The organism is Amycolatopsis sp. NPDC034160, assembly GCF_055575355.1.
In genome coordinates, this window is record NZ_JBVISU010000007.1 from 172,263 (window position 1) to 196,223 (window position 23,961).

Annotated in this window: 22 protein-coding genes and 1 tRNA gene; 13 read left to right on the forward strand and 10 right to left on the reverse strand. The window is 68.0% G+C overall.

What is annotated here, in order from left to right; genetic code table 11:
- Positions 1–27: 27 nt before the first annotated feature.
- Complete coding sequence (mfd, locus tag ACZ54P_RS17195) at positions 28–3,582, reverse strand: transcription-repair coupling factor (RefSeq protein ID WP_465462626.1); 3,555 nt, start codon at positions 3,580–3,582, stop codon at positions 28–30.
- A gap of 318 nt (positions 3,583–3,900) precedes the next feature.
- Between mfd and ACZ54P_RS17200 the strand changes: the two genes are divergently transcribed.
- Complete coding sequence (locus ACZ54P_RS17200; protein WP_465462501.1) at positions 3,901–4,665, forward strand: MmyB family transcriptional regulator; 765 nt, start codon at positions 3,901–3,903, stop codon at positions 4,663–4,665.
- A gap of 39 nt (positions 4,666–4,704) precedes the next feature.
- Complete coding sequence (locus tag ACZ54P_RS17205) at positions 4,705–5,886, forward strand: PQQ-dependent sugar dehydrogenase (RefSeq protein WP_465462502.1); 1,182 nt, start codon at positions 4,705–4,707, stop codon at positions 5,884–5,886.
- Here the strand turns inward: ACZ54P_RS17205 and ACZ54P_RS17210 are convergent.
- The gene (locus ACZ54P_RS17210) at positions 5,883–6,608 is read right to left on the reverse strand and encodes an SDR family NAD(P)-dependent oxidoreductase (RefSeq protein WP_465462503.1); all 726 of its coding nucleotides are present in this window, start codon (positions 6,606–6,608) and stop codon (positions 5,883–5,885) included. The genes ACZ54P_RS17205 and ACZ54P_RS17210 overlap by 4 nt on opposite strands.
- Before the next feature lie 32 nt (positions 6,609–6,640).
- On the opposite strand from ACZ54P_RS17210, the gene ACZ54P_RS17215 reads away from it, so the two are divergent.
- Together ACZ54P_RS17215 and ACZ54P_RS17220 are read left to right on the forward strand one after the other, a co-directional pair.
- Positions 6,641–7,162, forward strand: coding sequence for an isochorismatase family protein (locus tag ACZ54P_RS17215; RefSeq protein ID WP_465462504.1), 522 nt, complete (start codon positions 6,641–6,643; stop codon positions 7,160–7,162).
- Positions 7,163–7,165: 3 nt separating this feature from the next.
- Positions 7,166–7,558 (forward strand): NUDIX hydrolase, encoded by a 393-nt coding sequence (locus ACZ54P_RS17220; RefSeq protein ID WP_465462505.1) that lies wholly within the window; start codon positions 7,166–7,168, stop codon positions 7,556–7,558.
- A gap of 6 nt (positions 7,559–7,564) precedes the next feature.
- Here ACZ54P_RS17220 and ACZ54P_RS17225 read toward each other — a convergent pair whose 3' ends face one another.
- The 3 genes from ACZ54P_RS17225 to ACZ54P_RS17235 all read right to left on the reverse strand — a co-directional run bounded on the left by ACZ54P_RS17225 (position 7,565) and on the right by ACZ54P_RS17235 (position 9,538).
- The gene (locus tag ACZ54P_RS17225; RefSeq protein WP_465462506.1) at positions 7,565–7,855 is read right to left on the reverse strand and encodes a hypothetical protein; all 291 of its coding nucleotides are present in this window, start codon (positions 7,853–7,855) and stop codon (positions 7,565–7,567) included.
- A gap of 40 nt (positions 7,856–7,895) precedes the next feature.
- Complete coding sequence (locus ACZ54P_RS17230; RefSeq protein ID WP_465462507.1) at positions 7,896–8,489, reverse strand: TetR family transcriptional regulator; 594 nt, start codon at positions 8,487–8,489, stop codon at positions 7,896–7,898.
- A gap of 98 nt (positions 8,490–8,587) precedes the next feature.
- Positions 8,588–9,538 (reverse strand): acyl-CoA desaturase, encoded by a 951-nt coding sequence (locus ACZ54P_RS17235; RefSeq protein ID WP_465462508.1) that lies wholly within the window; start codon positions 9,536–9,538, stop codon positions 8,588–8,590.
- A 175-nt stretch (positions 9,539–9,713) separates the two neighbouring features.
- Here ACZ54P_RS17235 and ACZ54P_RS17240 point away from each other — a divergent pair.
- From ACZ54P_RS17240 to ACZ54P_RS17260, 5 genes are all read left to right on the forward strand, one after another.
- A tRNA-Gln gene (locus ACZ54P_RS17240) sits at positions 9,714–9,785 on the forward strand.
- A 43-nt stretch (positions 9,786–9,828) separates the two neighbouring features.
- Positions 9,829–11,586: a GGDEF domain-containing protein gene (locus tag ACZ54P_RS17245; protein WP_465462509.1), complete on the forward strand. Its 1,758-nt coding sequence runs from the start codon at positions 9,829–9,831 to the stop codon at positions 11,584–11,586.
- A gap of 44 nt (positions 11,587–11,630) precedes the next feature.
- Positions 11,631–13,118 (forward strand): bifunctional UDP-N-acetylglucosamine diphosphorylase/glucosamine-1-phosphate N-acetyltransferase GlmU, encoded by a 1,488-nt coding sequence (gene glmU / locus ACZ54P_RS17250; RefSeq protein ID WP_465462510.1) that lies wholly within the window; start codon positions 11,631–11,633, stop codon positions 13,116–13,118.
- Positions 13,115–14,095, forward strand: a complete 981-nt coding sequence (locus ACZ54P_RS17255) for a ribose-phosphate diphosphokinase (RefSeq protein WP_465462511.1) — start codon at positions 13,115–13,117, stop codon at positions 14,093–14,095. Before glmU ends, ACZ54P_RS17255 begins: the two co-directional genes overlap by 4 nt.
- 128 nt (positions 14,096–14,223) lie before the next feature.
- A complete protein-coding gene (locus ACZ54P_RS17260; protein ID WP_465462512.1) occupies positions 14,224–15,093 on the forward strand; it encodes a TIGR03621 family F420-dependent LLM class oxidoreductase in 870 nt (289 codons plus the stop codon).
- On the opposite strand, the gene ACZ54P_RS17265 is transcribed toward ACZ54P_RS17260, so the two are convergent.
- Together ACZ54P_RS17265 and ACZ54P_RS17270 are read right to left on the reverse strand one after the other, a co-directional pair.
- Entirely contained in the window at positions 15,087–15,704 is a 618-nt protein-coding gene (locus tag ACZ54P_RS17265) for an NAD(P)-dependent oxidoreductase (protein WP_465462513.1), read from the reverse strand. The two genes, ACZ54P_RS17260 and ACZ54P_RS17265, sit on opposite strands and share 7 nt — an antisense overlap.
- 94 nt (positions 15,705–15,798) lie before the next feature.
- Positions 15,799–16,920 (reverse strand): hypothetical protein, encoded by a 1,122-nt coding sequence (locus ACZ54P_RS17270; protein WP_465462514.1) that lies wholly within the window; start codon positions 16,918–16,920, stop codon positions 15,799–15,801.
- Positions 16,921–17,260: 340 nt separating this feature from the next.
- Here ACZ54P_RS17270 and ACZ54P_RS17275 point away from each other — a divergent pair, with 340 nt between their 5' ends.
- From ACZ54P_RS17275 to ACZ54P_RS17290, 4 genes are all read left to right on the forward strand, one after another.
- The gene (locus tag ACZ54P_RS17275) at positions 17,261–17,866 is read left to right on the forward strand and encodes a 50S ribosomal protein L25/general stress protein Ctc (protein WP_465462515.1); all 606 of its coding nucleotides are present in this window, start codon (positions 17,261–17,263) and stop codon (positions 17,864–17,866) included.
- A 10-nt stretch (positions 17,867–17,876) separates the two neighbouring features.
- Positions 17,877–18,473, forward strand: a complete 597-nt coding sequence (gene pth / locus ACZ54P_RS17280) for an aminoacyl-tRNA hydrolase (RefSeq protein WP_465462516.1) — start codon at positions 17,877–17,879, stop codon at positions 18,471–18,473.
- Positions 18,474–18,630: 157 nt separating this feature from the next.
- Positions 18,631–18,990: a DivIVA domain-containing protein gene (locus ACZ54P_RS17285; protein ID WP_465462517.1), complete on the forward strand. Its 360-nt coding sequence runs from the start codon at positions 18,631–18,633 to the stop codon at positions 18,988–18,990.
- Positions 18,990–19,319, forward strand: coding sequence for a DivIVA domain-containing protein (locus ACZ54P_RS17290; RefSeq protein WP_465462518.1), 330 nt, complete (start codon positions 18,990–18,992; stop codon positions 19,317–19,319). The genes ACZ54P_RS17285 and ACZ54P_RS17290 overlap by 1 nt, the downstream gene beginning before the upstream one ends.
- 61 nt (positions 19,320–19,380) lie before the next feature.
- Here the strand turns inward: ACZ54P_RS17290 and ACZ54P_RS17295 are convergent, their stop codons facing one another.
- From ACZ54P_RS17295 to ACZ54P_RS17305, 3 genes are all read right to left on the reverse strand, one after another.
- The gene (locus tag ACZ54P_RS17295) at positions 19,381–21,072 is read right to left on the reverse strand and encodes a fatty acyl-AMP ligase (protein WP_465462519.1); all 1,692 of its coding nucleotides are present in this window, start codon (positions 21,070–21,072) and stop codon (positions 19,381–19,383) included.
- 51 nt (positions 21,073–21,123) lie between these two features.
- Complete coding sequence (locus ACZ54P_RS17300; protein ID WP_465462520.1) at positions 21,124–22,896, reverse strand: ABC-F family ATP-binding cassette domain-containing protein; 1,773 nt, start codon at positions 22,894–22,896, stop codon at positions 21,124–21,126.
- A gap of 67 nt (positions 22,897–22,963) precedes the next feature.
- Positions 22,964–23,929, reverse strand: coding sequence for a 4-(cytidine 5'-diphospho)-2-C-methyl-D-erythritol kinase (locus tag ACZ54P_RS17305; RefSeq protein WP_465462521.1), 966 nt, complete (start codon positions 23,927–23,929; stop codon positions 22,964–22,966).
- Between the last annotated feature and the right edge of the window lie 32 nt (positions 23,930–23,961).

Consider the following 23,961-nt stretch of genomic DNA (forward strand, 5'->3'; position numbering starts at 1 on the left):
CAGGTTGTAGCTCGGGATTTCGGTCGGTCACGCGACGGGCGCCGGTGACTTCATCAGATTCGTCAGCAGTTTCGCGCACCAGTCCAGTAGCTCCTCGTCCCGCAACGCCGGCGCGCCGATGCGGCCACCGGCCGCGCCCTCGGTCGGCTTCGGTACGGAAACCGTGTTCGTCACGGCCTTGAAGAGAGCCTTCGGGTACAAGCGCTTCAGCCGTACCAACTGCGAATCCGCCAGCGGCAGCGGCGCGAACCGGATCGACGTGCCCTGTACGGCGACCTCGGTGACGCCCGCCGCCCGGCAGTGGTGCCGGAACGCGGCGACGGCGAGCAGCCTTCGCACCGCGGCGGGCGGCTGGCCGTAGCGGTCGATCAGTTCTTCGCGCACCGCGTCGAGCCCCGCCTGGTCGGGCGCGGCCGCGATCTTGCGGTACGCCTCCAGCCGCAGCCGCTCCCCCGGGACGTAGTCGTGCGGGATATGCGCGTCCACCGGGAGGTCGACCCGGACGTCGGCGAGTTCTTCCTCCTCCGGCGTGTCCGCGCCCGCGTGCCGCCGGAACGCGTCGACCGCTTCGCCGACGAGCCGCACATACAGATCGAAACCGACGCCCGCGATATGCCCGGACTGCTCCGCGCCGAGGATGTTGCCCGCGCCGCGGATTTCGAGGTCCTTCATCGCGACGGCCATTCCCGCGCCGAGTTCGGTGTTCTGCGCGATGGTCGCCAGCCGGTCGTGCGCCGTCTCGGTGAGCGGTGCCTCCGGCGGGTACAGGAAGTACGCGTACCCGCGCTCGCGTCCTCGCCCGACCCGGCCGCGCAACTGGTGCAGCTGCGCGAGGCCCAGCAGGTCACCGCGTTCCACCAGCAGCGTGTTGGCGTTCGAGATGTCCAGCCCGGTCTCGACGATCGTGGTGCAGACGAGCACGTCGTACTCGTTCTCCCAGAACCCCTCGATGATCTTCTCGAGTTTGTCCTCGTTCATCTGCCCGTGGGCGGTGACGACACGCGCCTCGGGCACCAGCTCGCGAAGGCGCTTCGCGGCCTTCTCGATCGAAGAAACCCTGTTGTGGACGTAGAAGACCTGGCCGTCGCGCAGCAGCTCACGCCGGATCGCCGCACCGACCTGTTTGTCGTCGTACGCGCCGACGTAGGTCAGGATCGGGTGCCTGTCCTCGGGCGGGGTCAGGATCGTGGACATCTCGCGGATCCCGGCGAGCGACATCTCCAGCGTCCGCGGGATCGGGGTCGCCGACATCGTCAGGACGTCGACGTGTGTCCGCAGCGCCTTGATGTGCTCCTTGTGCTCGACACCGAACCGCTGCTCTTCGTCGACGATCACCAGGCCGAGGTCCTTGTACCGGATTCCGGTCTGCAGCAGGCGATGCGTGCCGATCACGATGTCGACGTCGCCGGAAGCCAGCTGCTCCAGGATCGCGTCCGACTCGATCTTGTTGGTGAACCGCGAAAGGCCCCTGATCTTCACCGGGAACGAGCTCATCCGTTCGGCGAAGGTGTTGAGATGCTGCTGCGCGAGCAGCGTCGTGGGCACCAGCACCGCGACCTGCTTGCCGTCCTGCACCGCCTTGAACGCCGCGCGCACCGCGATCTCGGTCTTGCCGTAGCCGACGTCGCCGCAGATGACCCGGTCCATCGGGACGCCGCGTTCCATATCCGCCTTGACCTCGTCGATCGCGGCGAGCTGATCGTTGGTCTCGGTGAACGGGAAGGCGTCCTCGAGTTCGTTCTGCCACGGGGTGTCCGGCCCGAACGCGTGCCCGGGCGCGGCCTGCCGCGCGGCGTAGAGCTGCACCAGTTCGGCGGCGATCTCCTTGACCGCCTTCTTCGCCCTGGCCTTGGTGTTCTTCCAGTCGGAGCCGCCGAGCTTGTTCAGCGTCGGCAGCTCACCGCCGACGTAGCGGGACACCTCGTCGAGCTGGTCGGTCGGCACGAACAGCCGGTCGCCGGGATGGCCGCGTTTGGAAGAGGCGTACTCCAGCAACAGGTATTCGCGGGTGGCGCCGGCGACGGTGCGCTGCACCATCTCGACGAACCGCCCGATGCCGTGCTGGTCGTGCACGACGTAGTCGCCGGCCTTGAGGGCGAGCGGGTCGACGGCGTTGCGGCGCCGCGACGGCATCTTGGTGCTGAAGTCCTTTGTGGACGTTCCAGCGCCGGAGCCCCGCCCGGTCAGATCCGACTCGGACAACACGACCAGCGCGCGCTCCGGCGACACGAAACCGTCCGACAGACCGCCACAGGTCACCGTCACGACACCGGCCGTCGGCGGGCCGGTGAGCCCTTCCGCCAGCGTCGCGGGCACGTCACCGGCGGACAGCTGCTCGACCGCGCGTGCCGCGGTGCCGTGCCCGGCGACGACGAGCACGGCCGCCCCGCCCGCGGCTGTATGCGCGCGCAGGTCGGTCGTCGCGCGCTCGACCTCGCCGCGGTAGTTCGGCGCGGCCTCGATCGAGACGCGGTAGACGTCGGGATCGTCGCTGGCCAGCTGCGTCAGCGTCCACCAGGGCCGCTTCGTCTCCTGAGCGCGCTTCGCGACCTCCGCGAGGCCCCGATACGCGGAGGCGCCGAGGTCGATCGGCGCCTGACCGCCCGCGGCGGCCGTGGTCCAGGACGCTTCGAGGAACTCCTGCCCGGTGCGGACCAGGTCGGCCGCGCGGGCCCGGATCTTCTCCGGATCGGCCAGCAGCACGTGCGTGCCCGTGGGCATCGCGTCGGTGAGCAGCTCCAGATCGTCTTCGCACAGCACGGGGATGAGCGCTTCCATCCCCTCGACGGGGATCCCGCCGGACAGCTTGGTGAGCATCTCGGTGAGCTGGGCGTCCGCTTCGTAGGTCGTCGCCAGCTCCGCCGCCTTCGCGCGTACCGGCTCGGTGAGCAGCAGCTCACGGCACGGCGGCGCGCTGACGTGCCGGATCTCCCCCGGCAGCGACCGCTGGTCGGAGACCGCGAACGCGCGGATCTCACTGACCTCGTCGCCCCAGAACTCGACCCGCACCGGATGCTGCGCCGTCGGCCCGAACAGGTCGAGGATGCCGCCGCGCACGGCGAACTCGCCGCGCTTCTCGACCATGTCCACCCGCGTGTAGGCCAGCTCGACCAGCCGGTCCAGCAGGCCTTCGAAACTCTGCTCCTCGCCGACGACCAGGTCGATCGGCGCGAGTGAACCCAGCCCGGGCGCCATCGGCTGGATCAGGCTGCGCACGGTCGCGACGACGACACGCAGGTCGTCGTCTCCCGTCTTGAGCCGGTGCAGCACCTCCAGCCGTCGTCCGACGGTGTCCGCCCGCGGGGACAGCCGCTCGTGCGGCAGCGTCTCCCAGGACGGGAAGTCGGCGACGGCGCCCTCGCCGAGGAACGACGTCAGCGAAGCGGTCAGTTCGTCGGCCTCGCGGCCGGTGGCCGTCACCGCGAGCACGGGGCGGCCGGCGCCCTCGTCCGCGGCGAGGGCGGCCACGACCAGCTGCCGGGTCGCGATCGCGCCCTGGAGTTCGAGCAAGGGGGCGCCGGCCCGCTCGACGACCCCGCGCAGGGCCGGATCGGGAAGGATGGAATGAAGGAGTCCGGACAATGGAGCGTTTGTCACCGTCCCAGCCTACGTGGGGGCACCGACAGTCCGCCGCGCGATTACCTGGCCAGTGTCTCGGCCACCTTCGGAAGCTGCTCGTCGAATTCGGCCGGTTACCTGCGTCGCGACGCGGATCAACACGTGTTCGGCACCCGCTCCGGCGTATTCGCGAAGCCTCGCGGCGACCTGGGCCCGCGAACCCCGCGCCGACCCCGAGACCCAGACCGAATTTCATGCCGGAAGCATCTCCACGGCGGGGAATCGTCTTAATTCCTTCGAGGGAATGGCGGCGGCACGCGCGACTCGGCCAGGATGACGGCCATGGTTTCCGGATTCGGTCCCGCGCTCCGGGGCTGGCGCGAGCGGCGGCGGTGGTCCCAGCTGGAACTGGCGCTCCGGGCAGGCACCACCCAGCGGCACGTGAGTTTCCTGGAAGGCGGCCGGTCGATCCCCGGCCGCGGCCTGGTGCTGCGCGTCGCCGAATCGCTCGAACTCCCGCTCCGGGAACGTAACGGTCTGCTGCTCGCGGCGGGGTTCGCGCCCGGTTTCCCCGAGACTTCCCTGGACGATCCCGGACTGCGGCCGGTCCTCGACGGCATGCGGCGGCTGCTCGACGGGCATCGGCCGTACCCGGCCATCGTGGTCGACCGCTACGGCGTCCTCGTCGCCCGCAACGACGCGCTCGACCTGCTCTTCGAGGACGTGGCGCCGGAACTGCTGGAAGAACCGGTCAACACCCTGCGGCTCGCGCTGCATCCGAAGGGGATGGCGCCGCGGGTGCGCAACCTCGCGTACTGGGCCCGGCACATCCTGGAGCGGTTGACGCGGGAGATCGCGCACGCCCCCGACGAGCGGCTCACGGACCTGCTGGCCGAACTCGAAGGCTACGTTCCGGAGCCCGGACCGCCAGGGCCGGATCACCTCGGGTCCGCCGTCCCGATGCGCCTGTCCACTTCGGCCGGTGAACTGCGGCTGATCACGGCCATCACGACGTTCGCGACCACCGCCGACGTCACGGTGTCGGAGCTGAAACTGGAGACGTTCCTGCCCGCCGATGCCGCAACCGCCGAGATCCTGACCCGCTGACCGGCGGTGCCGCGCGCCCGCAGGTGGCATGCTGAGGTCATGCGCTCTACGGCTGTCGTCGCGTTCACGTCCCTGTCCTTGCTGGTCACGGCCTGTTCGGGGGCGTCGAGTGAGACGGTGCAGAGCGCGCCGCCGGTCACCTCGAAACCCGCCGTGTCGAAACTGAAGGTCGAGCAGGTGACGGCGGGCCTCGAACACGGCTGGGACGTCGGCTTCCTGCCGGACGGGAAGATCCTCGTCACCCAGCGCCCCGGGAAGCTGGCCCTGGTCGACGGAGGTACGAAACGCGACGTCACCGCCGACTTCTCCGACGTCCACGTGCGCGGCGAAGGCGGCCTGATGGGGATGGTGATCAGCAAGGATTTCGCGACGTCGCGTGAGTTCATCACCTGCCAGACCCACAAGGAGGGCGACAACGCCGTCGACATCCGGCTGGTCACCTGGCGGCTTTCCGAGGACGGCGCGAACGCCACGAAGGTCAAGGATCTGCTGACCGGTCTGCCGGTGAATCCCAGCGGCAGGCATTCGGGCTGCCGTCCCACGTTCGGCGCGGACGGAGCGCTGCTGGTCGGCACCGGCGACACCGCCCGCCCACAGCATCCGCAAGACCGTACGAGCCTCGGCGGCAAGGTGCTGCGCGTCGACGCGAAGACCGGGAACCCGTTGCCCGACAACCCGTTCATCACCTCGGCGAACCCGAACGAACAGCGGGTCTTCACCTACGGGCACCGCAATGTCCAGGGCGTGACGGTCCGGCCCGGCTCCGGCCAGCTGTTCACCGCCGAGCACGGGCCGACCATCGACGACGAGGTCAACCTGGAACGGGCGGGCGCGAACTACGGCTGGGATCCGTCGAAGGGCGGCACCCAGACCAGCTACGACGAAAGCGTGCCGATGACCGACACACAACGGTTTCCGGACGCCGTCCGGCCTTTGTGGACAACCGGGGAGATCACCGAGGCGATCTGTGGCGCCGAATTCCTCACCGGATCGCAGTGGGGCGCACTCGAAGGCTCCCTCGCCGTCACCGCGCTCAAGGGCCAGAAGCTGCTGCTGTTCCGCCTCGACGACACCGGCAAGGTCACCGAAGTGACGCTGCCGCCGGAGTTCGACGACAAGTTCGGCAGGCTGCGCGCCGTCCGCGCCGCGCCGGACGGCTCCCTCTACGTGACGACCTCGGAAGGTGAGGACGACAAACTGCTGCGCGTCACGCCGGCCTAGCGGCCGAGGTAAGCACCGCCGTTGACGTGGACGACCTGGCCGGTGACGTGCCGCGCGGCCGGGCTCGCCAGGAACGTCACCACTTCGGCGACGTCGGCGGGCTCACCGGCGCGTTTGGTCAGCGTGTTGCCGATCAGCATCGCACGGCGTTCGTCGGAGAGCTTGCCGTGGAAGAACTCGGTGTCCCCGACCAGACCGGGTGCGACGACGTTCGCGGTGATCCCGCGCGGTCCGAATTCCCTCGCCACATCGACGTTCCAGGCTTCCAGCGCGGCCTTGGCGGCACCGTAGGAACCGGCTCCGGTGTGGGCGGCGATGGAACCGATGGTGACGATCCGCGCGCCGTCGGCGAGCCTGTCCCGCAGGGCGCGGGTGACCAGGACGGCGCTGAACACGTTCGCGGCCAGATTGGCCTGCCAGTTCGCGGCGAACGCTTTCAGGTCCTCGACGGGGCCGGTCTGGAAATCGATGTTGCCACCGGCGTTGTTGACGAGGACGTCGACCCGTTCCGGCAGCGCCGCCAGCGCCCGCTCCACCGCGTCCGGATCGGCCGCGTCGAACGGCACCGGGTTCGCGCCGAGCAACGTGGCGGCTTCGGTGAGGACCTGTTCGCGTCGGCCGGTGATCGTGACGCGTTCGCCCTGCGCGGCGAACGCCGCCGCGACCGCGTACCCGATTCCCGTTCCACCGCCGGTGACCACGACTTCCCTGTGCTTCCCCATAACTTCAGCATAGGGACACTAGGCTCTCGCGCATGACGAAGATCGACCCGGCGACGACCGCGCTCGTCCTGATCGACCTCCAGACGCGGATCGTCGCACTCGAAACCGTGCCGATCGAAGGCACCGAAGTCGTGTCGAACGCCGTCCTGCTGCGTGACGCCTTCAGCTCGGCAGGCGCACCGATCGTCCATGTGCGGGCGCATCGGCCGGACGTCGACGAACAACCGCCCGGCAGTGAACTGGTCACCGAACTGACGCCCCGCGAGGGCGAACAACTGATCACGAAGCACACGATCGGCGCGTTCTACCGCACCGGACTCGACGAACTCCTGCGTGGGCTCGGCGTGAAGACACTGGTGCTCGGCGGGATCGCCACGGAGTACGGCGTCGAATCGACTTTGCGCGCCGCGATCGACCACGGCTACGAGACCATCGCCGTTTCGGACGCGATGACGGGTATCGCCGCGGTCTCCCACGAATCGGCGATCACGAAGGTGTTCCCGCGGCTGGGCGAAGTGCTCACGACCGCCGAGACCGCCGCGGCGCTGGGCTGAGCCGTGATCGACAAGATCGCTTGGCTGCACCTGCGGGACGGCCGGATCCTGAGCACGCGCTCACGCGGCAAGTCCGTGTTCTACCTGCCCGGCGGCAAACGCGAACCCGGCGAAAGCGACGCCGAGACGCTGATCCGGGAGATCCGCGAGGAACTGACCGTCGAGATCGTCCCGGCGAGCGTCGAGCCCGCCGGGGTCTTCGAGGCGCAGGCCGACGGGCATACGGCGGGCGTCGTGGTCCGGATGACGTGCTACACCGCCGATTTCGCCGGAACGCTCACGGCCAGCAGCGAGATCGACGAGGTCGCGTGGCTCGGCTACGCCGACAGGGACCGGGTCTCCGCGGTGGACAAGATCATCTTCGACCACCTGCGGGAGAGCGGCCTCCTGCGCTGACGATCCCTACTTCAGTTCATCGAGGCACAGCACCCGTTCGCGAGGGATCAGCCCGCCGGACTGCCTTTCAATGGCGAGCACCTTGAAATGCGCTCCCGCGCAGCCCACCTTCTCGAGCTTCTGCGACGCGAAGACATCCGCGGGGAGGCAGTCGCCGACGGCAGGCAACCGCGGGCCCGGATTCTTGAGATTTTCCAGGCAAAGCAGCGTGCCGTCGGAAGCCGTCTTCTTGCCCTGGAAGTAGTACAGGTCGGCGGTGGGATAATCGTCGCATTCGAATCCACCGGAGAGCCTCAACCCGGTGCCCGGAGAACGTTACTGCCGCGCCACGCAGCTCTCAGTACAGCCGCAGCTTGGGCTTGTGCTCCAAATTGGACAGACCGTTCCAGGCGAGGTTCACCAGATGCGCGGCGACCTCGTCCCGCTTCGGTTTCCGCGCGTCGAGCCACCATTGCCCGGTCAGCGCGACCATCCCGACGAGCGCCTGCGCGTACAGCGCGGCCAGCTTCTCGTCGTAGCCCCGCGCGGCGAACTGCTGCGCGAGGATGTGCTCGACCTGGCTGGCGATGTCGTTCAGCACCGTGGAGAACGTGCCCGTCGAACTCGCGACCGGTGAATCCCGCACCAGGATGCGGAAACCGTCGTGCGAATCCTCGACGTAGGAGAGCAATGCGATCGCCGCCTGCTCCAGCATCACCCTCGGGTGCCCGCCGTGGAGAGTGGAGACCATCCGGTCGAGCAGCGCCTGCGTTTCGCGGTCGACGACGACGGCGTAGATGCCTTCCTTGCCACCGAAATGTTCGTAAACCACCGGTTTGGAGACGTTCGCGCGATGCGCGATCTCCTCGATGGAAGTGCCTTCGAAACCCTTCTCCGCGAAAAGGGCTCTGGCGACGTTGAGCAGTTGCTGCCTGCGCTCGGTCCCCGTCATGCGCACCCGGGCCACCGGGGCGACTGGACGTGCCCCGGTGACCACTTCACGTTTGCTTCGCCGTCTCCCCGCCATTCGAGAAGACTAACGCGACCTCGCTATTTGCTTTCGGCGGCGATGCGCGCGAGGCGCTGCGGGGTCGGCCAGCGCACGTCATGGGCCCAGCCGAACTTCTCGAAGAGCCAAATGAGCCGCGCGGAAATGTCGATCTGACCGCGCTGCACGCCGTGCCGGGCCGAGGTCGGGTCCGCGTGGTGCAGGTTGTGCCACGACTCGCCGAAGGAAAAGATCGCCAGCGGCCAGAAGTTGGCCGACTTGTCACGGGCGGCGAACGGGCGCTCGCCGATCATGTGGCAGACCGAGTTGACCGACCAGGTCACGTGGTGCAGCACGCAGACCCGGACGAGCCCGGCCCAGAAGAACGCGGTCACCCCGCCCCAGAACGACCAGGTGATCAAACCACCGAGGATCCCGGGCAGCACGAGGGTGAGCAGGCTCCACAGCCAGAACAGGTCGTCGACCTTCTTGATGGCCGGATCCTTCACCAGGTCCGGCGCAAAACGCTCGGCGTTGGTCTGGTCGCGGTCGAACAGCCAGCCCATGTGCGCGTGCCAGAAACCCTTGGCGATGGCGACCGGGGTCGTCCCGAACAGCCACGGCGAGTGCGGGTCGCCGTCACGGTCGGAAAAGGCGTGGTGGCGCCGGTGGTCGGCGACCCAGGTGATCACGGGGCCCTGTACGGCCATGCTGCCGGCGATCGCCATCGCGACGCGCAGCCACGGCTTGGCCTTGAACGAGCCGTGCGTGAAGTACCGGTGGTACGAGACGGTGATACCGAGTCCGCTGATCGCGTAGAAGACCACGAACAGGCCGACGTCGACCCACGTCAATCCCCAGCCCCAGGCGAACGGGACAGCCGCGAGCAACGCGGCGAGCGGGAAGATGACCCCGAGGTAGACCGAGAGCTGCACGCCGCTCGATCGGTGTCCTTCCAGAACCGGCTTGGGGCCCTTCGCGGGCGTCTGGGAACGGTCGAGGGTAGCCGTCATGCAGTCACTTCTTTTCTCCGTGCAACCCTTGGGGGGCGACCCTAAGGGTGTCCTTACCTACGATGCCGTAAGTTACGGTACAGGAGGTTTCGCCCGCTGGGGAGAGGCCGCGGCCGTGAGGTAACCCCCGGGCGCGCGCGGGCGTCTCCGGCATGGCTATCCTGACCAGGATCGATCCGCCGTAGTGTAATCGGCAGCACTTCAGATTTTGGTTCTGACAGTTCAGGTTCGAATCCTGGCGGCGGAGCAGACGAACAGATGACCAGCGGCGTTTTCAACGGTGGGGGTGTGTGCGGCTGACCGAGGACGCGATCGACCCGACGACCAGCAGCAGGCGGCCGGCGCTTGCCGAGATGTCCGACGCCTGGCTGTACGGTCGCGCGCGCGAACTCGGTGCGGCCATCCAGCGCGTCGCCTTCGCCGAGCAGCTGGACATCGTGACCAGCCTCGACGAACTCCTCGACGAGACGCAGCGCCGCGGCGAACCACTGCTGGTCGCGCAGCTGCTGCGCTACTCCGCGGTGGCCAGGCTGGTCACCCGCGGCCTCGCGGCCGAAGCCGAACCCCGGCTCGACGAGATGCTCGCGCACACCAGGCGGCACGGTCTCGCGTTGATGCGGGCCGACGCGCACGCCCTGCGCGGACGTCGGCTGGTGATCGCCAAACAGGAGGACGCCGCCCTCACCGAGATCGCCAGGGCGCTGGCCATCCTCGACGACTCCGCGGTCCCGGACCGTCAGGTCGGCAGGCGCAACTGGGACCGGATGCTGTCCTCGACCCTGGTCGACTGCTGGCTCGTGCTGAACCAGCTGGGCGTCTACGAGGCGGCCGAGGAGGCCATCGCCCGCGCCGCGCAGGCGATCCGCGACAGCGCGAGCCCGCACGAGATCGCGCTCCAGCTGATCAACCGGGTCAAGATGCTGCTGGGCTGGGGCCTGCGGCTCGAACGCATCGAGCGGTACGACGAGGGAGCGGACAAGTTCCGCACCGCGGCCTCGATGGCGCAAGCCGCCGAGGGCCCGTTCACCGAGTCGCTGTTCCCACGCAAATCCGGGGTGCCCGCGATCGACCAGGTCGGCGTCCTCGCCGCGGCCGCCGCGCTCGCGTCGCCCGATTCGTCGCATATCGAACGGTTGAACTCCCTGCTGCATCCGGAGCTGATGTTCCCGCACGAACGCGAGATCATCGCCATCGCGCTGGCCCGTTGCCTGGACAACACCGGCCGCCGCGAGGAAGCGCTGCAAGTCCTCAAGGAGGTCCGTGAGGACAACGAGGACGGCTCGCTGCCTTCGATGCGGCTGAATCTCGCTCGCGAGCTGGCCAGGCTCGACACCACCCCCGACTACGCGTCCGGGGCGAGCCAGTCGCTCATCGACTACGCGACCATCCTGGAATCGGAGATGTGGTCGCTGCGGGAATCGCAGATCGCCACGCTCAACGCACGCCGCGAACACGAACGCCTGTCCGCCGAGCACGGCGCGATCACCCAGCAGGCTTTGCAAGACCCGCTCACCGGGCTGCCGAACCGGCGCGCGCTCGACGAAAAGCTGCGTTCGCTGGCGTCGTCCGCGGACGCCCAGCCGCTCGCGGTCGCGCTGGTCGACCTCGACGGTTTCAAGGACGTCAACGACAAGCAGTCGCACGCCGAGGGCGACAACGTGCTCCGTGTCATCGCGAGCACGCTGCGCGACGCCCTGCGCGGCGACGACGTCGTCGCCCGATACGGCGGCGACGAGTTCATAGTGCTTCTACCTGGGGCTCCGGCGTCGGCGGCGAAGCAGGCGCTCGGTCGCTCTGTGAATGCCGTCGCATCTCTGCCGCACCACCTTTCGCACGGGGTCACCCTCTCCGTCGGCCTCGTCTCGCTCCGCCCGCAGGAGCGGGCCGAACAGGTCCTCGCGCGTGCCGACGCGGCCATGTACCAGGCGAAACGCGGCGGCGGGAACCAGGTTTCGTCGGTGAACTCGATGGCCGTCGATCCGGTGACCGGATGGCCCGGCGAGGATGCTCCGACCGACCCCGCGTGGGGCTCCGAGCAGCCCACGTAGGATCAATGCCCGACAACCACCGTTGGTGAAATGTTGGGAGCGCCGTGACCGGCCCGCTGAGCACGTTGATCCTCGCCGCGGGTGAGGGCACCCGCATGCGTTCGTCCACCCCGAAGGTGCTGCACCCCATCGCCGGCCGTCCGCTGGTCGAGCACGCGGTGCGGGCCGCCGCGGGGCTGAACCCGGAACACCTGGTCGTGGTCATCGGCCACGGTCGCGACTCGGTCGGCGCGAAGCTGGCGAAGGTCGGCGAGGCGCTCGGCCGCGAGGTCGTCACCGCCGTCCAGGAAGAGCAGAAGGGCACCGGGCACGCCGTCTCGTGCGCGCTCTCGGCGCTGCCGGGCGGACTGACCGGCACCGTCGTCGTCAGCTACGGCGACGTCCCGCTGCTCGACACCGAAACGCTCGGTTCCCTGGTCGCCGAGCACACCTCGACGGGTAACGCGGTCACCGTACTGACCGCGGTCGTCGCGGACCCGACCGGTTACGGCCGGATCGTCCGTGCCGCGAACGGCGTCGTCACCTCGATCGTCGAGCAGAAGGACGCCACCCCCGAACAGCACGAAATCGCCGAAATCAACTCCGGCGTCTACGCCTTCGACGCTTCGGTACTGGTCGACGGGCTCTCGAAGCTTTCGACCGACAACGCGCAAGGCGAGCTCTACCTCACCGACGTCCTCGGCATCGCCCGCGGCGACGGCAAGGGTGTCGGCGCGCTGGTCATCGACGACCCGTGGGTGACCGAAGGCGTCAACGACCGCGTGCAGCTCTCGGTACTCGGCGCCGAACTGAACCGCCGGATCGTCCGCGGCTGGCAGCGGGCCGGCGTCACCGTCGTCGACCCGTCCAGCACCTGGATCGACGCGGGAGTGACCCTCTCGCGCGACGTCGTCATCGAGCCCGGCGTGCAACTGAAGGGTTCGACGTCGGTCGGCGAAGGCGCGCAGCTCGGCCCGGACAGCACCCTGGAAAACGTCTCCGTCGGCGCGGGCGCGTCAGTGGTGCGGACGCACGGTTCCGATTCGGAACTGGGCGACGGCGTGAAGGTCGGCCCGTTCACCTACCTGCGGCCCGGCACGAAGCTGGGGACCAAGGGCAAGCTCGGCGCGTTCGTCGAGACGAAGAACGCGGACATCGGGGCCGGGACGAAGGTTCCGCACCTGACCTACGTCGGCGACGCGACCATCGGCGAAAACAGCAACATCGGTTGTTCCAGCGTCTTCGTCAACTACGACGGCGTGAACAAGCACCACACCACGATCGGCTCCCATGTGCGGCTCGGCGCGGACAACACGTTCGTCGCCCCGGTGACCATCGGCGATGGCGCTTACAGTGGGGCGGGCACCGTGATCAGGCAGGACGTGCCCCCGGGCGCGCTCGCCGTGTCGACCGGGCCGCAGCGCAACATCGAAGACTGGGTGTCCCGGCGCAGGCCGGGCACACCCGCGGCGGAAGCAGCTTCCGCCGCGAAGCAGGACACCACCGCCGTGTCCGATTCAAATAAGGGAAACGACGGGGAGTCGCCAGCATGAGTTCGAAGTCCGGCACACCGAAGAAGAACCTGATGCTCTTTTCCGGGCGCGCACACCCGGAGCTCGCGCAGGAGGTGGCCAAACACCTCAACGTGTCGGTCGTTCCGCAGACCGCGCACAACTTCGCCAACGGGGAGATCTTCGTCCGGTTCAACGAATCGGTGCGCGGGACCGACGCGTTCGTGATCCAGAGCCACCCGGCGCCCATCAACGAATGGGTGATGGAGCAGCTGATCATGGTGGACGCCCTCAAGCGGGCGAGCGCCAAGCGGATCACCGTGATCATGCCGTTCTACCCGTACGCGCGGCAGGACAAGAAGCACAAGGGCCGCGAGCCGATCTCCGCGCGCCTGATCGCGGACCTGTTCAAGACCGCGGGCGCCGACCGGATCATGACGGTCGATCTGCACACCGCGCAGATCCAGGGCTTCTTCGACGGCCCGGTCGACCACCTGCTCGCGCAGAACGTGCTGGCCGCGCACATCAACAAGACCTACCACGGTGAGAACATCACCGTCGTCTCGCCGGACTCGGGCCGCGTGCGGCTCGCCGAGAAGTGGGCGGCGCAGCTGGGCGACCGGCCGATCGCGTTCATCCACAAGACCCGCGACCCGGACAAGCCGAACCAGGCCGTCGCCAACCGCGTCGTCGGCAAGGTCCGCGGTCAGCTGTGCGTGCTGATCGACGACATGATCGACACCGGTGGCACGATCGTGAAGGCCACCGAGGCCCTGCTCGACGAAGGCGCGGCCGACGTCGTCATCGCCTCGACCCACGGCATCCTGTCCGACCCCGCCACCGAGCGGCTGTCGAACTGCAAGGCGCGCGAGGTGATCGTCACCAACACGCTGCCGATCCCGGAGGAGAAGCGGTTCCCGGGCCTGACCGTGCTGTCCATCGCTCCGCTGCTGGCGCAGGCGATCCAGCAGGTCTTCGAGGACGGGTCGGTCACGTCCCTCTTCGACGGCAACGCCTGATCCCCTCGAAGCAAGGGACCTTTGCTATCGCTCTCTCCCGGAGAGTGACAGCAAAGGTCCCTTGCTTCGTTTTCGGCTCCTCGCGAAAAGGGCGCGCCCAGCCACCCCGCGTGACTAGGTTGCCGTTCATGGGGAAATTCAAGTTCGGCGTGAACCTGTGGGGCGCCGAGAACCGCGAAGACTGGGTCAAGAAGTGCCACCGCGTCGAGGCCCTCGGCTACGACGTCATCTCCGTGCCCGACCATCTCGGCCCAGGGCGGAACGCGCCTTTCCCGGCTTTGACCATGGCCGCCGCGGTGACCCAGCGGCCGCGCGTAGGCACTCTTGTCTCCAACGTCCCCTTCTACAACTTCGCGCTCTTCGCCCGCGAAGTCGCGACGACGGTGAAGATGACCGGCGACCGGCTGGACCTCGGCCTCGGCTCCGGCCACATGAAATCGGAATTCGACGATGCCGGCCTGCCGTGGAGCCCCGCCAAGGAACGCATCGAATACCTCACGAAGAGCCTTGACCACCTGCGCGAACACTTCGCCGCCGAAAGGGTCACGCCTCCGCCGCTGCTCCTCGCGGGCAACAGCGACGGCGTGCTCTCCCTCGCCGCCCGCGAAGCCGACATAGCCGGTTTCGCGGGTCTGCGCCAAGCACCGGGAAAGCCGCCGGGCACCTTCCGTCTGGACGACGCCGAGCGCATGGACGAACGCGTCGCCTTCTTCCGCTCACACGCGAACGGCCGGGACCCCGAACTGAACATGCTCGTCCAGCGCGTCGTCGTCACGGACGACCGGCGCGCTGCCGCCGAGGCCTGGCAGGAAGAAGACGAAGACGGCCTCGACGTGGACAGGCTGCTCGAAACGCCACAATTGCTGTTCGGGACCGTCGACGAGATCGTCCGGCTACTCCAGGAGCGTCGTGAACGGTACGGCTTCTCCTACATCACGGTGTTCGAACCGATGCTGGAAACGTTCGCGCCGGTCGTGAAGGAATTGTCCGGTCAGTAGGCGACGCAGAAACGCTGACGGCGGTGCTGCGGCTTTTCGATCTCGTCGACGAACGCGCTCGCGTAGTCGGCGCCGCTGATCTTCGATCCACCGTTCTCGTCGGTCAGGAGCACGTCGCTCCCGAGCCGGAAGTCGCCGGTCCGCTCGCCCTCGGCCCACGCGCCGAACTCGGCGGCCGGGCTGAGGTAGAACCAGTCGATGTCCTCGGGAAGCGCCCGGAACGCTTCCAGCACCTTCGCGTGCGACCCCGCTTCGCCCTTGTACTCGTCCGGGAACTCGGGGGTGTCGATCAGCCGTGGCCCGCCCTCGGCCACGTGCAGGCTCCCGGCACCGCCGACCACGCCGATCCGGGCGCCGTTGTCCTTCGCGGCCTGAGCGATCGAGGGCACCGCGTCCAGCAGGCCGCTCTGCCCGTGAACCGCGATGACCAGGACGTCGGCACCCTTGGCGACCTCGGCCAGGAACGCCTCGTCGTACAGCGACCCCGCCCGGGCGCCCTCACCTTCGGCGGTCCTCGACACCGCCAGGACCTCGTGCCCGCGGCCGCGCGCTTCAGCGGTGATCTTCCCGCCCGCGTACCCGGTTCCTCCGAACACAACCAGCTTCGCCATCACGTTCTCCCTTATCTCGGTGGTGACACCGATGCTAAGAACGCAAGATCGGCTACTTCAACGTATGCAACGCACCCCGAGGTGAGTGTGCAGGTCAGCCGCCCAGCGCGGTGAACTCGGTCTTGAGCTTCTCGCGTACGCCGTTGACGTCGACCGGGGCACGGACCTCGCCGCGAGCCGACGGCTTGGCCTGCACTTGATAGCTGGCGTTCCGATTCGGCAGCCTGAACTTGACCTCGCAGCTCATGGGCGTCGTGGTGTCCGGCGCCGCGTTCGCCTCCGTCGTGCAGGTCTGGGCACCAAGCGATTGAGCGGTGAATTCGACGGACAGCATCAGATGCACGGGTGTCCCGCCCACGTCACCGATGACGGTGTTGGCGACGTCGATGGTCGCCCGGCAGGTCCCGACGAAGTCCGTGCAGTCCAGTTTGTCGTTGACCACGCTGACGCTGACCTGGGTGAGCGCGTCGAACGGCTGTCCGATCCCGCCGATCGCGCCGTCCAGATCCGTCTGGAGTTTCTTGAGCGTGTCCCCGGCGAGCGGCTCGACCCGCATCTCGGCGCCGAGCGTCTTGCCGCCCGCCGCGTCGATGAGGGAGGGCGCGAAACTGATCACGCGATGCGGCGCCGCCGTGGTCACCCTCAGCATCCCGATCCCGCTCCCGACGTCGTAGACCTCGGTCCCGTCGGGCAACTTCGAACGAACCGGATCGGTCAGCCGGTTCATCGCGGACACCGCTGTCCGGAGCGTCGACGCGGCCTTGCGCGGGCTGAGCACCTCGACGGCGTTCACCGGCAGGTCGGTGCTGTCGGTGCGGACCCAGCTGGTGCCGTACTGGTCGCTGTTGCCGAGCCCGTGCGCCTTCCAGTACTCCGGCGTCGCCGAGAGGTACAGCTGCTTGTCGGCCGAGAGCACCTGGATGGCCTGGCCTTCGACCGGCAGCGCGCCAAGTGCGCTTCCGTTGCGGGTGATCCGGAACAGCAATTCGGCCGGATTACCCGAGGCATCCTTGATTGTCGACTTGTAGACAACAGCTGGTGCCTGCTCGAGCACCTTCAACGCGCTCTCGACAGCACCGCGCTGCTCCGCGCGCCGGTCCACCCGCTGCTGTTCGGCGGGCGAGATCCCCGCCGTACCGTCGATCGCGACATCGCAACCGGCCACGAGGCAGCACAAAACGGTGATAGCGCCGATCCTCAACCGTCGTGCCGGCATTCCGCCCCCTGTGTCTCGCGTGCGAAGAGATCACACCTTAGAAAAGGGGTCGCGCACCACCACATCCGCGGGTCCCGGAAGCAGCTGTCACCGACTTGTCACCTGAACGAGCCACCCGGCGGGACCCCGGTGCGACCGGTTGGTCTACACTTTCCCGGTCTCGGCGAGGCGGGTTCCGTGAGCACCTGGTGCCCGACGTGATCGACGCGGCGGCTTGAGTGGCCACACGCGGTCGAGCACGCCTGTGGAATTCGCCGCCGAACACCAGAACCGCCCCGAACCATCCCCACCTCAGCATGATTTCGCTGAACATGTTGGTGAATTGAAGGAGTGCTACACCGTGTCCGAGGTACGCCTGTCCGTCGAGCCCCGCACCGAATTCGGCAAGGGTGCCGCGCGCCGCACGCGTCGCGCCGGCAAGATCCCCGCGGTGCTGTACGGGCACGGCTCGGAGCCCCGTCACTACGCCCTGCCCGCCATCGAGTTCGCCCGCGTCGTGCGTGAGAACGGCAGCAACGCCGTCATCACCCTCGACCTCGAGGGCAAGAGCGAGCTGGCGCTGACGAAGACCATCGTCGTCCACCCGCTGAAGAACTACATCGAGCACGTCGACCTGCTGGTCGTCATCCGCGGCGAGAAGGTCACCGTCGACATCCCGGTCGTCGTCACCGGCACCCCCGGCCCCGGCACCCTGGTCACCACCGACCTCGACGCCATCCAGATCGAGGTCGAGGCGCTGCACATCCCCGAGCAGGTCGAGGTCTCGGTCGAGGGCGTCGTCGCCGGCACCCAGATCAACGCTTCGGACGTCACCCTGCCGAAGGGCGCGACCCTGGTCACCGACCCCGACGCGCTGGTCGTCGCGGTGAACGAGTCGCCGTCCGAGGCCGCGCTCGAGGGCGAAGAGGCCGAGGCGGAGGAGCCCCCCGCCGAGGCCGCCGAATAAAGTCACTCGTGTGACCGAAGCAGTACTTCCCGGGGCCGGCGAGCAGATCCTGCTCGCCGGCCTCGGCAATCCCGGGCCCCAGTACGCAGGCAACCGGCACAACGTCGGCTTCATGGTGCTCGACGAGCTCGCCGCCCGCGTCGGCGGCAAGTTCAAGGCCCACAAGAGCGGCGCTGAAGTCCTCGAAGGCAGGCTCGCCGGGCAGCGAGTGGTCCTGGCCAAGCCGCGCTCGTACATGAACCTCTCAGGCGGCCCTGTGGTGGGCGTGGCCCGGTTCTACAAGATCCCCCCGGCCGGTGTCGTGGTCGTCCACGACGAGCTCGACGTCGATTTCGGCGCGCTCAAGATGAAGCTGGGCGGCGGCGACAACGGCCACAACGGTCTCCGCTCGATCACCAAATCTCTCGGCACGAAGGACTACTACCGCGTCCGTTTCGGTGTCGGACGCCCGCCTGGACGACAGGATCCGGCGGATTTCGTGCTGAAAGACTTCTCGACGGTCGAACGCAAGGAGCTCGCTTTCGAGATCGATCGTTGCGCCGACGCCGTTGAAGCGCTTATCAGCACCGGACTCGCTGCGGCCCAGAACACCTTCCACGCTGGGTGAACCCGCTCACATGGCGCTGTGTTACCTCGCATCACTCGAAGGCGTTCACCACGCCCCTGATCGAGTCGTGGAATAGGGCGAACTCTTCCGGGGAACTCTCAAACCCGTTAGGACGGAATGCGGAGATCGCATTCCCCACGAAACCGGAGAGAGTTTCATGTCGTTTACGGCCGAAGACATCACCGGCGCCACTTTCCCGAACGCCCCGATCGGGCGGCGCGGATACGCCAAACACGAAGTCGACGCGTTCCTGGAGCGGATCGCGGACACGATCTCGGACCGGGACGACCTGACGGCGGCCGAAGTCCACCACGTCATGTTCTCGCGCCCGCTGATCGGGAAGCGCGGCTACGACGAACGCGAAGTCGACGAGTTCCTCGACAAGGTCGAAGGGCAACTCGCTCACCGGACCGGCCAGCAGGTACTCGGAGTGCCCGGCGCACGTAAAGAAGACCAGACGACCACCGAACGCGCCGTTCCGGACCGCGGTCCCGTCGAGTTCCTCCAGGAGCGCTAGTGCCCGTCACCGCGTTCGAGGCGAGAACCCGGCAGTTCGACCGCGCGCCCATCGGCGCCCGGGGATACCACGAACCCGCGGTCGACGCCTTCCTCGAACGCGTCGCGGCGACCCTCGACGGCGACGACGACCTCTCGGTTTCGGACGTCCACAACGTGGCGTTCGCCAAAGCGCCGCTCTCGAAACGAGGCTACGACCCGGCGGCCGTCGACGCGTTCCTCCGGGATGTGGAAGGCACGCTGGCCGGACTCTCCCAGTCCGCCGACTACTACATAGCGCCGGCTTTGGAACACACCCACATCCGCAAGCCGCTCTGGCGACGCCGCTGACCCACGGGAGGTGCGACGACGGAGCCGGGCCGGTGATGTCCACCAGCCCGACCCCTTCGTGTCAGGTGGTGGCCGCGTTCTTGGCGATCTTGTCCGCGAACTGGGTGGCCGTCGCGGCTCGTTTCACCTTGCCCGACGGCGTCTTGGGCAGACTTCCGGCCGGAAGCACGACGACCGCGAACGGCCGCATGTCGACCGCATCGCGCACTTTGGCCGCGACCTCCTTCGCCAGCGCCTTCTCGGTGTCGGGGTCCCCAGCGAGCTTCGACTCGACGACGATGGCGAACCGCTCCCGACGGCTGCCGGCGTCGATCCGCACGGCCACCGCGTTCCCCGCTCGAACCCCCTCGACCGACATGGCCGCGCGTTCGATATCGGTCGGATACAGATTCCTGCCGCCCATGATGATGACGTCCTTGTGGCGACCACAGATCACGATCATGCCGTCCACCAGGTAACCGAGGTCGCCGGTGAGCAGCCAGCCGTTCTCGTCCTGTGTCGCGAGCGGACCGTCCATCGTCAGGTACCCCGGCGTGACGGCCTCACCGCGCAGGCGGATCTCCCCGACCTGGCGCTCACCGAGAACAGTGCCCTTGTCGTCGACGATCTCAGCCTCGAGCCCATCGAGCGGTGGCCCGAGGATCGCGAACGAGCGGACGGCGTCGGTCCCGCGCCGCGGGTCGCCCTCGGGCACCGGAACCGCGCGGTTGTCCGTTTCGAGCGCATCGGCTTCGACGATGTCGAGGGTCAGCCCTGTGAACAACGGCGCGAACGAAACCGCGAGAGTCGCCTCCGCCATGCCGTACGCGGGGAAAACGCATTCGGCGGGCATCTTGAACCGTGCCCCGGCGTCCACGAACGTCTGCACAGCCGTCTCATCGATCGGCTCGGCACCGTTCAGCGCGATCCGAAGCTTCGAGAGGTCATAGGCGTCGTCATCGTCGACACGCGCCATCCGCTTTCCCACGATCGCGTACGCGAAGTTCGGCGCGGCCGTGGTCGTCCCGTTGTACTTGCTGATCAGCTGAGGCCAGATCAACGGCCCCGACAGGAACTCGAGCGGCGTGATCTTGACCAGTTCGACGCCGAAGGTCATCGGAACGGTCAGGAACCCGACCATCCCCATGTCGTGGAAGGTGGGGAGCCAGGAAACCATCACATCGACGTCGAAATCGAACTCGGCGCGGTCGACCATCGCCTTGACGTTCGAGTAGAGGTTTCCGTAGGTGATCTGAACGGCTTTCGGGTCCGCCGTCGACCCACTGGTCAGCTGCAGGAGCGCGGTGTCGGATTCGGCCGTCGGAACGGGCTCGGCCAGCGGTTCGGCCTCAAGCAGCTCGGTGATCACCTGGAAGGCGATGCCATGCTCGGTGAGCACCGGCGCCAGCTGATCGAACGGCTCACCGAGCAGAACCAGACCGGATCCGATCATCCGCAGCACGCGAACGGTGTCCTCGGCCCATTCGGCCAGGTCAGTGCGCTGGGTGGGCTGGTGCAGCATCGTCACGCTGCCACCGGCGAGCCATACGGCCTGCACCGTCGGCGCGATCAACGATGGCGCCGCCGCCAGGACCGCGACCGCCTTGCCCGGCTCCAGCCCGCCGGCGACCAGGCCACCGGCCACCCGCTTGGCCTGCTCGTGAATTTCGGCCCAGGTACGCCGAACCGGCTCCTTGGGCTCACCCGTGACCATTCCCCGCTGCTGACCCCGCCCCGCCGCGGTGGCGACGAGCGTGTCCACGAACCGACTCATGCGCGTCACATTACTGTCCGCCCTGGAACGCCCGCTCGCCGTCGAGTGAACTCACTCGGCCGCTTCGGAGGTCTCGAGCCACTGGGCCTCGACCTCCTCCTTTTCCGTTTCGACGGCTTTCAGTTCGGTGTTGAGCTCGATGAGCTTCGTCGGATCGGTCGCCGCGGCGAGCAGTGCCGCGTGCAGCTTCCCTTCCTTGGCGTGCAACTGATCGAGCTTGCGCTCGAGGCGGGACAGCTCCTTCTGCGCCGCTCGCTGTTCCGCGGCACTCTTCTTGGGCTCGGACGCCTGCCCGCTGCCCGACTTCCTGTCGGCACTGGCCTTCGCCAGGCTCTTGACCCGCCGTTCGAGGTACTCCTCGATACCGCCCGGCAGATGGGTCACGTGCCCGTCGCCGAACAAGGCGACGATGGTGTCGCAGACACGTTCCACCAGGTACCGGTCGTGTGAAACGACGACGAGGCTGCCCGGCCACGAGTCGAGCAGGTCTTCCAGCTGCTGCAAAGTGTCGATATCCAGGTCGTTCGTCGGTTCGTCGAGCAGCAGCACGTTGGGTTCGGCCATCAGGAGCCGGCACAGCTGCAGCCGACGGCGTTCACCACCGGAAAGGTCTTCGACCGGGGTCCACTGCCTCGCCGCGGGGAAACCCAGCTTTTCGGCCAGCTGCGAAGCGGAAAGCTCCTGCTTGCCGAACACGACGCGTCCGGAGATCTCTTCGATCGCCTGCAGGACACGCAGGTCGCCCGGCAGGTCGTCGAGTTCCTGCCGAAGGTGCGCGAGGCTGACCGTCTTTCCCTCGATGCGGCGCCCCGTCTCGGGCTCCTTGTCGCCGCCGAGCAGCTTGAGCAACGTCGTCTTGCCCGACCCGTTGACGCCGACCAACCCGATCCGGTCGCCGGGCCCGATCCGCCACGTGACGTGGTCGAGCAGCGTGCGGTCGCCGGCGGTCAGGGTGGCGTCCTCGATTTCCAGGACGGTCTTCCCCAGCCGTCGCCGCGCGAACGTCTGCAGTTCGACCGAGTCACGCGGCTCCGGGACATCGGAGATCAGCGCCTCCGCCGCTTCGACTCGGTAACGCGGCTTCGAAGTCCTGGCCTGTGGGCCGCGCCGCAGCCACGCGAGTTCCTTGCGCGCCAGGTTCTGCCGCTTCTCCTCGGCTGTCGCCGCCAACCTCGCCCGCTCCGCCCGCGCGAAGATCCAGTCCGCGTAGCCACCTTCGTACTGTTCGACGCGACCGTTGGCGACCTCCCAGGTCACACTCGCGACCGTGTCGAGGAACCACCGGTCGTGGGTGACGACCACGACCGCGATCTTGCGGTTGAGCAGGTGATCCGCCAGCCAGCGCACACCTTCGACGTCCAAGTGGTTCGTCGGCTCGTCGAGCACCACGAGGTCCAGCTCGCCGGTGAGAGCCGCGGCCAGCGCGACTCGGCGCCGTTCACCGCCGGACAGGTTCGCCGTCGGGGTGTCGACACCGAGAGCGGTGATCCCCAAACCGTCCATAATGGACCTGACTCGCGCGTCGGCGGCCCATTCGTGCTCCGCGCCGTATCGCTCAAGCACGACGTCGCCGATGGTGCTGCCACCGGGAAGTTCGGTGCGCTGGGTAACGACAGCCATCCGCAGGCCACGGACATGACTCACCCGCCCCGCGTCCGGCTCACTGAGCCCCGCGAGGACTTCCAGCAATGTCGTCTTCCCGCCTCCGTTGAGGCCGACGACGCCGACGCGCTGTCCCTCCGCCACACCAAGCGAAACACCGTCGAGCAGCGGGCGCACCCCGTAGGACTTGCTCACCGACTCCAGGTTGACCAAGTTGGCCATGCCTCAGCCGATCCTTTCCAAAAAGCTTGCACCACAAGGAAATTGATAGACGTCCAGCCGGACATCCTCACGCGTGTACTCGAGGCGGCGCCGGTCGCGGCGCGTCATCCCCACCGACCAGCCGGGCGCCGGGAACCGGCCCGTGCGCGACCCGAACCGTCCGGCACACTCCCGCACCGGACAACTCCGCGGCGACCTCGACCGCCGACTGCGCGTCCTCGCAGAGGAACGCGCAGGTCGGCCCGGAGCCGGAGACGGTACCCGCGAGTGCCCCCGCGTTGACTCCCGCCCGCAAGGTGCGCCGCAGTCCAGGACGCAACGAGACGGCGGCCGCCTGCAGGTCGTTGCCCAGGAGAAGAGCCAGCTGCCGAGGGTCGCCCGACGCCAGCGCTTCGACCACCGGAGTATGGGAACCGATCCGCGGCGGGTCGCCCTCTTCGCGCAACCTGTCCAGTTCGCCGAACACACGCGGGGTCGAAAGACCACGCTGGTCGAACGCCAATACCCAGTGGAAGGTGTGCCGCGACAGGACCGGCACCAGTTGCTCACCTCGACCTGTCCCCAGCGCGGTCCCACCGTAGAGCGCGAAGGGGACGTCGCTGCCGAGCTTGGCTGCGATACCAGCCAGTTCGTCGCGGGAGATGTCGAGTTTCCAAAGCGACGCGAGTCCGACCAGGGTCGCGGCCGCGTCAGCGCTGCCCCCGGCCATCCCGCCGGCGACCGGGATGCCTTTGCGAAGCACCACGCGAACCTTGGATTCGCCTTCCGTCTTGCCCACATGAGCCGCCAACGCTTGCGCGGCCTTCCATGCCAGGTTGTTGGCCCCGGTCGGCACGGAACCTTCCCCCTCGCCATAGACCTCGACACCCGGGTCTTCGGTGACCGCCACGGTCACCTCGTCGGTCAGGGAAAGCGCCTGGAACACGGTCACCAGCTCGTGGTAGCCGTCCGGACGTACGTCACCGACCGACAGGTGCAGGTTGACCTTGGCGGGAACCCTGACGGTGACTGGAGGCGGTACGACGGCGAGCACGAGCCAAGCCTACGTGGCCGCCCCACTTGTGC

Bases quoted from the DNA above. Each gene is read 5' to 3' on its own strand.
- ACZ54P_RS17300 (WP_465462520.1), bottom strand. From the start codon at position 22,896: ATGGCCAACTTGGTCAACCTGGAGTCGGTGAGCAAGTCCTACGGGGTG.
- ACZ54P_RS17200 (WP_465462501.1), top strand. From the start codon at position 3,901: ATGGTTTCCGGATTCGGTCCCGCGCTCCGGGGCTGGCGCGAGCGGCGG.
- ACZ54P_RS17270 (WP_465462514.1), bottom strand. From the start codon at position 16,920: ATGCCGGCACGACGGTTGAGGATCGGCGCTATCACCGTTTTGTGCTGC.
- ACZ54P_RS17260 (WP_465462512.1), top strand. From the start codon at position 14,224: ATGGGGAAATTCAAGTTCGGCGTGAACCTGTGGGGCGCCGAGAACCGC.
- ACZ54P_RS17210 (WP_465462503.1), bottom strand. From the start codon at position 6,608: ATGGGGAAGCACAGGGAAGTCGTGGTCACCGGCGGTGGAACGGGAATC.
- ACZ54P_RS17295 (WP_465462519.1), bottom strand. From the start codon at position 21,072: ATGAGTCGGTTCGTGGACACGCTCGTCGCCACCGCGGCGGGGCGGGGT.
- ACZ54P_RS17265 (WP_465462513.1), bottom strand. From the start codon at position 15,704: ATGGCGAAGCTGGTTGTGTTCGGAGGAACCGGGTACGCGGGCGGGAAG.
- ACZ54P_RS17230 (WP_465462507.1), bottom strand. From the start codon at position 8,489: ATGACGGGGACCGAGCGCAGGCAGCAACTGCTCAACGTCGCCAGAGCC.
- ACZ54P_RS17285 (WP_465462517.1), top strand. From the start codon at position 18,631: ATGTCGTTTACGGCCGAAGACATCACCGGCGCCACTTTCCCGAACGCC.
- ACZ54P_RS17235 (WP_465462508.1), bottom strand. From the start codon at position 9,538: ATGACGGCTACCCTCGACCGTTCCCAGACGCCCGCGAAGGGCCCCAAG.
- ACZ54P_RS17255 (WP_465462511.1), top strand. From the start codon at position 13,115: ATGAGTTCGAAGTCCGGCACACCGAAGAAGAACCTGATGCTCTTTTCC.
- ACZ54P_RS17215 (WP_465462504.1), top strand. From the start codon at position 6,641: ATGACGAAGATCGACCCGGCGACGACCGCGCTCGTCCTGATCGACCTC.
- ACZ54P_RS17205 (WP_465462502.1), top strand. From the start codon at position 4,705: ATGCGCTCTACGGCTGTCGTCGCGTTCACGTCCCTGTCCTTGCTGGTC.